Genomic DNA, 12,555 nt, shown 5'->3' on the forward strand with positions numbered 1-12,555 from the left:
CCATGACTGCAATCGGCAAGGACACGCTTGGCACCCGCGACATTCTGAATGTGGGCAGCAAGCAGTACGCCTATTACTCGCTCGCGAAAGCCGCTGAGCAGCTGGGCGACATCTCCAAGCTGCCGATTTCGATGAAGGTGCTGCTCGAGAACCTGCTGCGCTTCGAGGACGGCGGCTTCACCGTCGCGCGCGAGCATATTCAGGCGGTCGTGGATTGGCAGAACAACCCTACCACCGGCGAGGAAATCCAGTACCGCCCGGCGCGCGTGCTGTTGCAGGACTTCACCGGCGTGCCCTGCGTGGTCGATCTCGCCGCGATGCGCGATGCGATCAAGAAGCTCGGCGGCGATACCGCCAAGATCAATCCGCTGGTGCCGGTCAACCTCGTGATCGACCACTCGGTGATGGTCGACGAATTCGGCCACCCCAAGGCGATGGAAGCCAACATGGCTCTGGAGTACGAGCGCAATGCCGAACGCTACGACTTCCTCAAGTGGGGCTCGAAGAGCTTCAAGAACTTCACCGCCGTGCCCCCGGGCACCGGCATCTGCCACCAGGTGAACCTCGAACACCTCGCCCGCGCGGTGTGGTCGTCGGAAGGGCCGGACGGCGTGATGGTCGCCTATCCCGACACCTGCGTCGGCACTGACAGCCACACCACCATGATCAACGGTCTCGGCGTGCTGGGCTGGGGCGTGGGCGGGATCGAGGCGGAAGCCGCGATGCTCGGCCAGCCGGTCTCGATGCTGATCCCCGAAGTGGTCGGCTTCTATCTTGAAGGCCGCATGGCCGAAGGCGTGACCGCGACTGACCTCGTGCTGACCTGCGTCCAGATGCTCCGCAATGTCGGCGTCGTCGGCCGCTTCGTCGAGTTCTACGGCCCCGGTGTGGCCAACCTTACCCTCGCTGACCGCGCCACCATCGCCAACATGGCCCCCGAATACGGCGCGACCTGCGGCTTCTTCGGGATCGACGACAAGACGCTCGATTACCTGCGTCTCACCGGCCGCAGCGAAGACACCATTGCGCTGGTCGAAGCTTATGCCAAGGCGCAGGGCATGTGGTTCGACCCCGCCAACGAGCCGGTGTTCACCAAGACCCTCTCGCTCGACATGGCCGCCGTCGTCCCCAGCCTTGCCGGGCCCAAGCGCCCGCAGGACAAGGTGATCCTCCAGGAGGTCGACGACCTGTTCAATTCGGACCTCACCAAGGCCTATGGCAAGGCTGCGCCCGCGCGCGTCGCGGTCGAGGGCAAGGACCACGACATCGGTGACGGCGACGTGGTGATCGCCGCGATCACCTCCTGCACCAACACCTCGAACCCCGACGTGCTGATCGCCGCGGGTCTCGTCGCCAAGAAAGCCAACGAGAAGGGCCTCAAGCCCAAGCCGTGGGTCAAGACCTCGCTCGCCCCCGGATCGCAGGTGGTGACCGACTACCTCGTGAAGTCGGGCCTGCAGGAGCACCTCGACGCGGTCGGCTTCGACCTTGTCGGCTATGGCTGCACCACCTGCATCGGCAACTCCGGCCCGCTCGCCGCGCCGATCTCGGCTGCTATCAACGGCAACGACATCGTCGCTGCCTCGGTCCTCTCGGGCAACCGCAACTTCGAAGGCCGCGTCTCGCCTGATGTGCGCGCCAACTTCCTCGCCTCGCCGCCGCTGGTGGTCGCCTATGCGCTGAAGGGCACTGTCACCGAGGACATCACCACCACCCCGATCGGGCAGGACCAGAACGGCAATGACGTGATGCTCGCCGATCTGTGGCCGACCAACGCCGAGATCGCCGAACACCGCGCCGCCAATATCGACCGCTCGATGTTCGAATCGCGCTACGCCAACGTCTATGATGGGGACGAGCACTGGCAGGCGATCACCGTCGAGCCGTCCGACACCTACACCTGGCGCGCGGGTTCGACCTACGTCGCCAACCCGCCCTATTTCGAGGGCATGACCATGACCCCGGCGCCGATCACCGACATCGTCGATGCCAAGCCGCTGGCGATCCTCGGGGATTCAGTCACCACCGACCACATTTCGCCGGCCGGCTCGATCAAGGAAGACAGCCCTGCAGGCAAGTTCCTGATGGGCAATCAGGTGAGCAAGAAGGACTTCAACTCCTACGGCTCGCGCCGCGGCCACCACGAAGTGATGATGCGCGGCACCTTCGCCAACATCCGCATCAAGAACGAGATGGTGCCGGGCGTCGAAGGCGGGTTCTCCACCTTCAACGGTGAAGTCATGCCGATCTACGACGCGGCGATGAAGCACAAGGAAGACGGCACCCCGCTGGTGGTTATCGGCGGCAAGGAATACGGCACCGGCTCCTCGCGCGACTGGGCGGCCAAGGGGACGATCCTGCTCGGCGTGCGCATGGTGATCGTCGAGAGCTTCGAGCGCATCCACCGCTCGAACCTCGTCGGGATGGGCGTGCTGCCGCTCCAGTTCAAGGAAGGCGACACCCGCCAGACCCTTGGCCTGATGGCGACCGACACCTTCTCGATCCGCGGCCTGGCCGACCTCGTACCGGGTCAGGACGTCACTGTCGAAGTCACCCGCGAAGACGGTTCGCAGTTCAGCTTCACTGCCCTGTGTCGCATCGATACCGCAAACGAGATGGAATATTACCGCCACGGCGGGATTCTCCATTACGTTTTGCGCAAACTTGCGGCATAAGGAGAGCGATGAAGCAGTCCGGCGCTCTTGTACTGACAGCGACTGTCCTCGCTCTCGCAGCCTGCGGGGGCGGATCTGATCGTGGCAAGAGCGAGCGCGGCGGCAGCGGCGCGCCATTCGGCTTCGAAATGGCCGCCGCCGCAGCCAGCGAAGTGCCAGCCGCGCCGGTTGCCGAGCTTTCTCCCGAAGAGGTATCCCGTGCGCTGGCAACGGGTTCAATCCGGCTGATCGATATCCGCACCGATGCCGAAGTCGCCGATGGCGGCACCATCCCCGGCGCGGAACATATCCCGATGGACCAGCTTGACGCCTCGGTGCTCGAAAACAACGACGGGCGCGAAGTCGTGCTCTATTGCCGTTCGGGCAAGCGCTCGGAAATGGCGGCGACCAAGCTGGCCAGCGAAACCGGCAAGACGGTCACCCACATGCCCGGCGGCATTCTGGCGTGGCGTGATCGGGTGAAGCTTGCTGGCGCCTGCGACAAGGATGGCCAGCAAGGCTGCTGATCCTCTCGCTGCCCGGGGGCAGACCGCGGCGCTCTCTCTAACCGTCCTCGCTGAACAGTCCGCCCTGACTGGGCGCGGGCGGCGCAGGCGGCACCATTTCGAGATGCGCCCACCCGCCATCATTGAGCACCCGCCCGCGCGCGGTGCGGGCAATCAGGCCAAGCTGGATGAGGTAAGGCTCCACCACATCCTCGATCGTGTCGCGCGGCTCGGCCAGACCCGCGGCCAGCGTTTCCACCCCGACCGGGCCGCCCTTGTAGGTGGTGGCGATCATGCTGAGATAGCGGCGATCCATCGCATCGAGCCCGAGCCGGTCAATCTCCAGCCGGGTGAGCGCCTCATCCGCGACGTCGCGGGTGACGATGCCCGCACCGCGCACATCGGCAAAGTCACGCACGCGGCGCAGCAAGCGCCCGGCGACACGCGGCGTCCCGCGCGACCGGCGCGCGATCTCGCGAGCACCTTGCGGATCAATGGCAAGGCCGAGCAGCCCGGCGGCACGGGTCACCACCCGGTCCAGCTCTTCGTGGCTGTAGAAATTGAGCCGCACCGGAATGCCGAACCGGTCGCGTAGCGGCGTGGTCAGCAGGCCCTGCCGGGTAGTTGCGCCGATCAGGGTGAAAGGCGGCAGATCAATGCGGACAGAGCGCGCGGATGGCCCCTCGCCGATAATGAGATCGAGCGCACGGTCTTCCATCGCAGGGTAAAGCACTTCCTCGACCACCGGATTGAGCCGGTGAATCTCGTCGATGAAGAGCACATCATGCGGTTCGAGATTGGTGAGCAGCGCGGCAAGATCGCCCGCCTTGGCGATGACGGGGCCGGAGGTGGCGCGAAACCCTGCGCCCAGTTCAGCAGCGATGATCTGCGCCAGCGTGGTCTTGCCGAGACCCGGGGGGCCGAAGAACAGCGTGTGATCCATCGCCTCGCCCCGTGCACGGGCAGCGGCGATGAAGACAGCTAGGTTATCGCGCGCGGCCTCTTGCCCGATAAACTCGGCGAGGCGCTTGGGCCGCAACGCCGCATCAGGATCGCCGGGCTGGCGGGCGGGGGTGTGGAGGGGATCAGTCATACAAACTCGTCATGCTGAACTTGGCTTCCCATCACCCGGCCGCCTTCTTAAGTGCGACGCGGATGAGGTCACCCTCGCTCGCGCCCGCACCCAGTTCTTCCAGCGCGCGCGCGACTGCCTGCGCCGCCACCGCGGGCTTGAAGCCGAGGTTCTCCAGCGCGCTTGCCGCATCCGCGCCCTTGCTGCCTGCGGGGGCGGCTGCGGCGCTTACCGCAAACCCGCCCGAGCCCCCTGGCATCACGCCCGCCTTGTCCTTCAACTCGTTGACGATCCGCCCTGCCAGCTTCGGCCCCACGCCCTGCGCGCGGGCGACCATGGCCGCGTCACCCTTGCCGCAGGCGTCGCGCAGCTCTCCGGTCGCTAGCGCCGAGAGGATCGCCAGCGCCACCTTGCTCCCCACGCCCTGCACGCCCGTCAGCAGCCGGAACCAGTCACGCTCGGATGCTTCCGCGAACCCCAGCAGGCGCATATCGTTCTCGCTCACCTGCAATTCGGTGTGGACAGTGCAAGCCTCACCCACTTCGCCCAGCGCGGCGAGCGTGCGGCTCGAACAGTGGACGAGGTAACCGACCCCGCCAACGTCGACGATCGCCCAGTCCTCGCCGGTCGCATCAAGCCTGCCTGAGAGCTTCGCAATCATGGTTTGTTCCTGCCGGATTCCGGCAGGCTTGGCTAGAGCGAACCCGTCCACAATCCCCGTTCGCCTCAAGCCCTTCGGCAGGCTCAGGATGAACTGCCGACTTCGTCGTCAGTCGAGAGGCAGGAGCGCGCGTGTCTCGACTACGCTCGACACGAACGGCGCTTTGGGTAATGGAGGCACCATGAGCTGGAACACCTTCGGGCGCATGCTGCGCTTCACCACCTGGGGAGAGAGCCACGGGCCCGCACTGGGCGCGGTCGTCGACGGGTGCCCGCCGGGGCTCGCGATCTCGGAAGAGTTCATCCAGCCCTTCCTCGATGCCCGCAAGCCGGGCACCAGCCGCTTCACCACCCAGCGACGCGAGGATGATCTGGTGCGGATCCTCTCGGGCACCTTCGAGGGCAAGACCACCGGCACGCCGATCAGCCTGATGATCGAGAACACCGATCAGCGGTCGAAAGACTATTCCGCAATCGCCCAGCAATATCGCCCCGGCCATGCCGATTACGCCTATGACGCCAAATACGGCATCCGCGACTATCGCGGCGGCGGGCGTTCCTCGGCGCGCGAGACGGCGGCGCGGGTGGCGGCGGGCGCGGTGGCACGGCTGGTGATCCCCGAGGTTACCATCACCGCCTATGTTTGCGAATTGGGCGGCGACCGGATCGACCCGGCGCGGATCGACTACGCCGAAATCGCCAACAATCCCTTCTTCTGCCCCGACCCCGAAGCGGCCAAGCGCTGGGAGGCCAAGGTGGACGCAGCACGCAAAGCCGGATCGTCGCTCGGTGCGATCGTCGAATGTGTCGCAGAGGGCGTCCCGGCAGGCTGGGGCGCGCCGATCTATGCCAAGCTCGACAGCGACCTCGCCGCCGCGATGATGAGCATCAATGCGGTCAAAGGCGTCGAGATCGGTGACGGCTTCGAAGCCGCGCGCCTGACGGGCGAGGAAAACGCCGACCGGATGCGGCCCGGCCCGGACGGCAAGCCGCTCTACCTCGCCAACCACGCGGGCGGAACGGCGGGCGGCATTTCGACCGGGCAGCCGGTGGTGTGCAGGGTGGCGTTCAAGCCGACCTCCTCGATCCTCACCCCGGTGGAATCGATCAATTCTGCGGGCGAGGCGGTGGCGGTGGTCACCAAGGGCCGCCACGATCCCTGCGTCGGCATCCGCGGCACGCCGGTGGTCGAGGCGATGATGGCGCTGGTGCTGGCCGATCACAAGCTGCTGCACCGCGCGCAAGTGGGGTAGAGCGGAGCCGGGTTCCGCCTAGAGCGCGTCGGGAAGGGTAACCATGCCGACCGCTTCAAGACCATTAAGCACCGCATCAACTGCAATCGTCGCAAGGACGATACCCATTACCCGGCTTATGACATTGGCGCCCGTGGAGCCGAGCACGGACTTGAGGCGTGCTGCCAGCAGCAGGAAAATGAGCGTGATCGCCATCACCGCCAGCAGCAATCCGGCTGTCACCAACTGATCGGTGAACGAGCTCGACTGGTTGTTGGTCAACACCACCACCGCCAGCATGGCCCCGGGCGAGGCAATCGACGGCATGGCCAAGGGAAAGACTGCTCCGGCCAGGGGATCATTTTCGGCTTCGTCGATTTCGTCTTCCGCTTTTGAATGGCCGAAGATCATCGTCATCGCGAACAGGAACAGCACTATGCCGCCGGCAATCTTGAACGAGCCGAAGCGCAGGCCCAAAGTTTCGAGCAACACCTGCCCCGCAGCAAGAAAGAAGAGCAGGACGATCGTCGCCACAACAACGCCGCGCACGGCGAATGATCGGTGATGTTCAGGCGGTACTTGCGCCGTGGCGTGATAGAAGACCGGCAAAGTGCCAATCGGATCGACCACGACAAGCAGGGTCACGAATTGCAGGACGAGTGTCGCCGCATCCATTTAACTGCATCCTGCCAAAGCCATGTGTCAGCGATGGCATAATCCTTCGACCGAGGAAACCCGTTAGGTCGTCAGGCTCGGGTTCCCGCCCCACAGATTGAAAAAACCGATTTGTGCAATCGCACAAATCAACTTTCTTGCAGCGCAGCATGGACTATGTAGGCGGCGTCAAGTTTCCTCTCAACCACCCAACACAAGGACAGACTCCACATGGGTATCATCGGTTCGACCATTCAGCCCTTCAAGGCGACCGCGTTTCAGGCAGGCAAGGATTTCTTCGAAGTCACCAGCGAAGACCTCGCCGGCAAGTGGTCGGTGTTCTTCTTCTATCCGGCCGACTTCACCTTCGTGTGCCCGACCGAGCTTGAAGACATGGGCGAGAAGTACGAAATGCTCCAGTCGATGGGCGTCGAAGTCTATGCCGTGAGCACCGACACGCATTTCAGCCACAAGGCCTGGCACGACACCTCGGACAAGATCGGCAAGCTCAAGTTCCCGTTCCTCGGTGACCAGAACCACGTCCTGTCGAACAATTTCGGCGTGCTGCGCGAAGGCGCTGGCCTCGCTGACCGTGCGACCTTCGTGGTCGATCCGGATGGCGTGATCCAGATCATGGAAATCACCTGCGAAGGCGTGGGCCGCAATGCCAACGAACTGACCCGCAAGATCAAGGCCGCCCAGTATGTGCGCGCCAACCCCGGTCAGGTCTGCCCGGCAGCGTGGGAAGAAGGCAGCGAAACGCTGGCTCCCTCGCTCGATCTGGTCGGCAAGATCTGATCGGTTCAACCGAACCAAACCGGCCAGCGCGACTTTCTCCCTCCCCCCTCGAGCGCGCTGGCTGTAAAATCCCGAGAGCATAAAAGCCCTCGGGTCGTAGCCGGGATCGGCTGGCGAAACAGGTTGCTCCCCTCCCCCCTTCTGGAGAGCAGCCATCCAGCCAGCCGATCCCGCGTTGCTACGTTTTCTTCCCCTTTTTTCCGCCCAACGCTTTCGGAGGCTGCCATGCTCGACGCCAATCTTCAGGCCCAGCTCAAGCAATATCTCGGCAATCTGCGCGAGGGCGTGGAGCTGGTCGCATCGCTCGACGACAGTGAAAAGTCCCGCCAGACGCGCGCGCTGATTGAACAGATCGCGTCGCTGCACGATCTCGTGACCGCGCGGTTCGATGGCACCGACGCACGCAAGCCCAGCTTCATCATCCGCCGCGCCAGCGATGCCGACAAGTGGGTGCGTTTTGGCGGCCTGCCGATGGGCCATGAGTTCACCTCGCTGGTGCTCGCCCTGCTCTGGGCGGGCGGCCATCCGCCCAAAGTCGATGCCGACCTGATCGAACAGATCCGCGGGCTGGAAGGCGATTATCACTTCGAGATGTTCTTCTCGCTGTCGTGCCACAATTGCCCCGATGTGGTGCAGGCCTTGACGCTGATGGCGCTCGAAAACCCGCGCATCACCGTCACCCTGATCGAAGGCGGCAGCTTCCAGGAGGAAGTCGAAGCCCGCGGCGTGATGGCCGTGCCCGCGACCTTCCTCAATGGCGAGCCGTTCTACAATGGCCGCATGGAGCTGGCCGAAATCCTCGCCAAGCTCGACAAGAACGCCGATGCCAAGGCCGCGGAAAAGCTGAGCGCGAAAGACCCGTTCGAAGTCCTCGTGATCGGCGGCGGCCCGGCCGGCGCAGCGGCGGCGGTCTACACCGCGCGCAAGGGCTTCCGCACCGGTATCGCGGCGGAACGCTTTGGCGGACAGCTGATGGACACGCTCGGGATCGAGAACCTGCCGGGCACGCCCTACACCGAAGGCCCCAAGCTGACCGACAGCCTCAAGAGCCACGTCGGCGAATATGAGATCGATCTGATGGATCTCGCCCGCGCGGTGCAGATCACGCCTGCCAGCGAGCCCGGCGCGATGCACAGCGTGCTCATGGCCAATGGCGCGACGCTCCATGCCCGTTCGCTCGTCCTCTCGACCGGCGCACGCTGGCGCAATCTCGGCGTGCCGAGCGAAGCGAAATATCGCAACAAGGGCGTGGCCTACTGCCCGCACTGCGATGGCCCGCTCTTCAAGGGCAAGCGCATCGCGGTGATCGGCGGCGGCAATTCGGGCGTCGAAGCCGCGATCGATCTCGCCAAGATCGTCGGCCATGTCACGCTGATCGAATTCGATACCAAGCTGCGCGCCGACGAGGTGCTCCAGCGCAAGCTGCGCTCGATGCCCAATGTCGAGATCGTCACCAACGGCCAGACGACCGAAATCCTCGGCGACGGCGCGAAGGTGAGCGGGCTGGTGCTCAAGGATCGCGCCAGCGGCGATGAACGGCGGATCGCGCTCGAAGGCGTGTTCGTCCAGATCGGGCTGGTGCCCAACACCGAATTCCTGCGCGAGACGGGGCTTGAACTGTCCAAGTTCGGCGAGATCATCATCGATGATCACGGCGCGACCAATCTGCCGGGCATCTATGCCGCCGGCGATTGCACCACCGTCCCGCACAAGCAGATCGTGGTGGCGATGGGCGAAGGGGCCAAGGCTGGCCTTGGCGCGTTCGATTACCTCATCCGCAACGAGCCGGTCGAGGACGTCGCGCAAGCGGCCTAATTTGTTGGAGCCCGCTCGCCTCCGCGAGCGGGCATCCTCGCTCACACGCCCTGCGGGCGCGTCGCTGCGGGCGGCCGGTCGGCCTTGCGGGCTCCCATTCGGGAGCCCGTTTCTCATTCCTGCCTGTTCGTCATTGCGAGCCGCGAAGCGGCGTAGCAATCCAGAGCGTATTGTGTGCCGCTCTGGATTGCTTCGCTACGCTCGCAATGACGAAGCTCACTAATCGTCTCACTCAATCAAACTTGGCGTTTTAATCGATTTGACGCGCTATCCCGAAAGAGTCATCCTCTCTTCATAAGCTTGGCCCGTGAGGCTGAGTCCCACCCCAGAGAGGAGCCACAACCATGGACGCAAAAACCGGAGAAATGAGCGGCTGTCCCTTCACCGCAAGCGGGCAGATGCGCTCGCTGCTCGGACGCACCAACCGCGACTGGTGGCCCGAGGCGCTGCAACTCGACATCCTGACCGAACAGGGCAAAAGCGCGAACCCCTATGGCGAGGATTTCGATTACGCCGAGGCCTTCAACGCGCTCGACTACAAGGCGCTCAAGGCCGATCTCACCGCGCTGATGACCGACAGCCAGCCCTGGTGGCCGGCCGATTACGGGCATTACGGCCCCTTCTTCATCCGCATGGCCTGGCACGCGGCGGGCACCTATCGCACCGGTGACGGGCGCGGCGGTGCGGGCAGCGGGCAGCAGCGTTTCGCCCCGCTCAACTCGTGGCCGGACAACGGCAACCTCGACAAGGCCCGCCGCCTGCTGTGGCCGATCAAGCAGAAATACGGGAAGAACATCAGCTGGGCTGACCTGTTCATCCTCGCCGGGAACGTCGCCATCGAAAGCATGGGTGGCCCGGTGTTCGGCTTCGGCGGCGGCCGCGCCGACGTGTTCGAGCCCGAGAGCGTCTACTGGGGCACCGAGGAGCAATGGGTCAACGAAGGCGTCGCCACCCGCATCCGCCCGACGGACGGCGCTGACCTCGAAAACCCGCTCGCCGCGATCCAGATGGGGCTGATCTACGTCAATCCCGAAGGCCCGGGCGGCAATCCCGATCCGCTCGAAAGCGCGCGCGACATGCGCGAAACCTTCGCCCGCATGGCGATGAACGACGAGGAAACCGTCGCCCTCACCGCAGGCGGCCATGCCTTCGGCAAGGCCCATGGCGCAGCCCCGGCAGACACTTTCGCCGGTGCGCCCGAAAGCGAAGATCTCCACCAGATGGGCTTCGGCTGGCTGATCGACGAGCAGGAAATCGCCGCTGGCCACATCACCACCTCGGGGATCGAGGGCAGCTGGTCGAACAATCCGACCCAATGGGGCGGTGACTATTTCCGCCTGCTGTTCAAGTATGACTACGAGCTCGTCAAATCGCCTGCGGGCGCGTGGCAGTGGACCCCGATCAACCCCGATCCCGAAGACCTCGCGCCTGACGCGCGCGATCCGAACAAGCGCGTGCCGACGATGATGACCACCGCTGACATGGCGCTCAAGAATGATCCGGAATATCGCAAGATTTCGGAGAAGTTCCTGAAGGATCAGGCAGCGCTTGATGATGCCTTCGCCCGCGCGTGGTTCAAGCTGTGCCACCGCGATATGGGCCCGAAGATCCGCTACATGGGGCCGGAAGTCCCGACGGAAGACCTTATCTGGCAGGATCCGGTCCCGGCTGGCACCATGCCGTCCGATGCCGATGTCGCGCGCTTCAAGGCGACGATCCTCGGCAGCGGGTTAACGGTGAGCGAACTCGTCAAGGCGGCGTGGGCGTCAGCCTCGACCTACCGCAATTCGGATCACCGCGGCGGTGCCAATGGCGCGCGGGTGCGGCTCGCCCCGCAAAAGGGTTGGGCGGCGAATGATCCCGAGGAACTGGCCAAGGTGCTGGGCGTGATCGAGGCGCATCGTGGCAACCTGTCGATGGCCGATGCTATCGTGCTGGCAGGCGCGGCGGCGGTTGAGAAGGCGGCCAAGGATGCCGGGTTCGAAACCACCGTGCCCTTTACCGGCGGACGCGGCGATGCCACCGCTGAACACACCGACGCGGCGAGCTTTGAACCGCTCGAGCCGTTCGCCGATGGCTTCCGCAACTACCTCAGGACCAAGGCGGTCGTCCGCACCGAGGAAATGCTCATCGACAAGGCGCATCTGCTGGGGCTCTCGATCCCTGAGATGACCGCGCTGGTCGGCGGGATGCGGGTGCTCGGCGCGAACAGCGGCAACACCCGGCACGGCGTCTTCACCGACCGCGTCGGCGCGCTGACACCGGACTTCTTCCGCAACCTCCTGGATATGAACACCAAGTGGGCGCCAGTCGATGGTTCGGATGACGAGGAATATGTCGGCACCTGCCGCAAGACGGGTGCGGAGAGATATCGCGCCACCCGTGCCGACCTCGTGTTCGGTTCAAACTCGATGCTGCGGGCGCAGGCCGAAGTCTATGCCGAGGCCGGCAATGAAGGCAAATTCGTGTGCGACTTCATCTCGGCCTGGAACAAGGTGATGAACGCGGATCGGTTTGATCTGACCCACGCCAAATATCACGCCTGATCTGTCAGGATGTGACCACGAAACCCCCCGGCCTCACCCGCCGGGGGTTTTTCTACGCCCCGCGTTTGAGCACGAGGTAGAGCGCACCCTCGCCGCCATGGCTGCGATGCGCCCGGCGCACTGCGGCGATGCTGCCGGCATGATGGCTCGCGGCGAGCCAGTCGAGCAGCTTGGCGCGGATGGCGCCGCGCCGCTCGCTGCGATCGGCGGGATCGACCGGCCGCTCGCGCCCGGCAATCACCAGCACCACCCGTGCGCCCATGCTGCGCGCCTGATCAAGCCCGGCGATGACGCGCGTATAGGCGGCATCGAGCGAGTGATCATGCAGATCAAGCGTGAGATCAGGCTCGATCCGCCCGCTCTTGAACCGGCGTTCCCAATGCGAATCAAGGCTTACGCCTACCGGCACACGTGGCGGCGGGGGCATCGGGATCTGATGCTTGCCCTTCTTGGGCAGCGCGGGGCTTGGCAGGGGCTTGGCCGCAGGCGGCGGAGGGGCCGGGTTGGCGGCTTTGGGCGCCGCAACCGGCGAAGGCGAAGCAGTAGGGGCCTTCCGCCCCGGTAGCGGGGTGACTGTCTCGGCCAGCCGCGCCCAGAGGGCGGCGCGCGAGATGATCG

The 12,555-nt window shown here is 64.8% G+C and carries 10 protein-coding genes; 6 read left to right on the top strand and 4 right to left on the bottom strand.

All coding sequences use genetic code 11. The annotated features are described in order from the left end of the window. The first annotated feature begins 2 nt into the window (after positions 1-2). The gene (gene acnA, locus SOQ14_RS05425) at positions 3-2,675 is read left to right on the top strand and encodes an aconitate hydratase AcnA (RefSeq protein ID WP_322897037.1); all 2,673 of its coding nucleotides are present in this window, start codon (positions 3-5) and stop codon (positions 2,673-2,675) included. Positions 2,676-2,683: 8 nt separating this feature from the next. Then, a complete protein-coding gene (locus tag SOQ14_RS05430; protein WP_322897038.1) occupies positions 2,684-3,181 on the top strand; it encodes a rhodanese-like domain-containing protein in 498 nt (165 codons plus the stop codon). A gap of 37 nt (positions 3,182-3,218) precedes the next feature. Here the strand turns inward: SOQ14_RS05430 and ruvB are convergent, their stop codons facing one another. After that, the gene (gene ruvB / locus SOQ14_RS05435; RefSeq protein ID WP_322897039.1) at positions 3,219-4,253 is read right to left on the bottom strand and encodes a Holliday junction branch migration DNA helicase RuvB; all 1,035 of its coding nucleotides are present in this window, start codon (positions 4,251-4,253) and stop codon (positions 3,219-3,221) included. 31 nt (positions 4,254-4,284) lie between these two features. Beyond that, positions 4,285-4,893, bottom strand: coding sequence for a Holliday junction branch migration protein RuvA (gene ruvA / locus SOQ14_RS05440; protein WP_322897040.1), 609 nt, complete (start codon positions 4,891-4,893; stop codon positions 4,285-4,287). Between the two features lie 181 nt (positions 4,894-5,074). On the opposite strand from ruvA, the gene aroC reads away from it, so the two are divergent. Continuing rightward, on the top strand, positions 5,075-6,145 hold the full coding sequence (aroC, locus tag SOQ14_RS05445) for a chorismate synthase (protein WP_322897041.1): 1,071 nt from the start codon (positions 5,075-5,077) through the stop codon (positions 6,143-6,145). A gap of 18 nt (positions 6,146-6,163) precedes the next feature. Here aroC and SOQ14_RS05450 read toward each other — a convergent pair whose 3' ends face one another. Next, positions 6,164-6,799: a MarC family protein gene (locus SOQ14_RS05450; protein WP_322897042.1), complete on the bottom strand. Its 636-nt coding sequence runs from the start codon at positions 6,797-6,799 to the stop codon at positions 6,164-6,166. A gap of 210 nt (positions 6,800-7,009) precedes the next feature. Here SOQ14_RS05450 and ahpC point away from each other — a divergent pair, with 210 nt between their 5' ends. The 3 genes from ahpC (at position 7,010) to katG (ending at position 11,937) form a co-directional block, all read left to right on the top strand. After that, entirely contained in the window at positions 7,010-7,576 is a 567-nt protein-coding gene (gene ahpC, locus SOQ14_RS05455) for an alkyl hydroperoxide reductase subunit C (RefSeq protein WP_322897043.1), read from the top strand. A 225-nt stretch (positions 7,577-7,801) separates the two neighbouring features. Next, the gene (gene ahpF, locus SOQ14_RS05460; RefSeq protein ID WP_322897044.1) at positions 7,802-9,391 is read left to right on the top strand and encodes an alkyl hydroperoxide reductase subunit F; all 1,590 of its coding nucleotides are present in this window, start codon (positions 7,802-7,804) and stop codon (positions 9,389-9,391) included. Positions 9,392-9,735: 344 nt separating this feature from the next. Further along, positions 9,736-11,937, top strand: a complete 2,202-nt coding sequence (katG, locus tag SOQ14_RS05465) for a catalase/peroxidase HPI (RefSeq protein WP_322897045.1) — start codon at positions 9,736-9,738, stop codon at positions 11,935-11,937. 52 nt (positions 11,938-11,989) lie between these two features. Here the strand turns inward: katG and SOQ14_RS05470 are convergent, their stop codons facing one another. Next, entirely contained in the window at positions 11,990-12,553 is a 564-nt protein-coding gene (locus tag SOQ14_RS05470) for a Smr/MutS family protein (RefSeq protein ID WP_322897046.1), read from the bottom strand. Positions 12,554-12,555: the final 2 nt, after the last annotated feature.

The sequence above is a fragment of the Erythrobacter epiphyticus genome, assembly GCF_034653295.1.
In the GTDB taxonomy this organism is placed as follows: domain Bacteria; phylum Pseudomonadota; class Alphaproteobacteria; order Sphingomonadales; family Sphingomonadaceae; genus Erythrobacter.

Excerpts from the sequence above, each read along its gene's own strand:
- ruvA (WP_322897040.1), bottom strand. The coding sequence starts at position 4,893 with ATGATTGCGAAGCTCTCAGGCAGGCTTGATGCGACCGGCGAGGACTGG.
- SOQ14_RS05450 (WP_322897042.1), bottom strand. The coding sequence starts at position 6,799 with ATGGATGCGGCGACACTCGTCCTGCAATTCGTGACCCTGCTTGTCGTG.
- katG (WP_322897045.1), top strand. The coding sequence starts at position 9,736 with ATGGACGCAAAAACCGGAGAAATGAGCGGCTGTCCCTTCACCGCAAGC.
- ruvB (WP_322897039.1), bottom strand. The coding sequence starts at position 4,253 with ATGACTGATCCCCTCCACACCCCCGCCCGCCAGCCCGGCGATCCTGAT.
- acnA (WP_322897037.1), top strand. The coding sequence starts at position 3 with ATGACTGCAATCGGCAAGGACACGCTTGGCACCCGCGACATTCTGAAT.
- ahpF (WP_322897044.1), top strand. The coding sequence starts at position 7,802 with ATGCTCGACGCCAATCTTCAGGCCCAGCTCAAGCAATATCTCGGCAAT.
- ahpC (WP_322897043.1), top strand. The coding sequence starts at position 7,010 with ATGGGTATCATCGGTTCGACCATTCAGCCCTTCAAGGCGACCGCGTTT.
- aroC (WP_322897041.1), top strand. The coding sequence starts at position 5,075 with ATGAGCTGGAACACCTTCGGGCGCATGCTGCGCTTCACCACCTGGGGA.
- SOQ14_RS05430 (WP_322897038.1), top strand. The coding sequence starts at position 2,684 with ATGAAGCAGTCCGGCGCTCTTGTACTGACAGCGACTGTCCTCGCTCTC.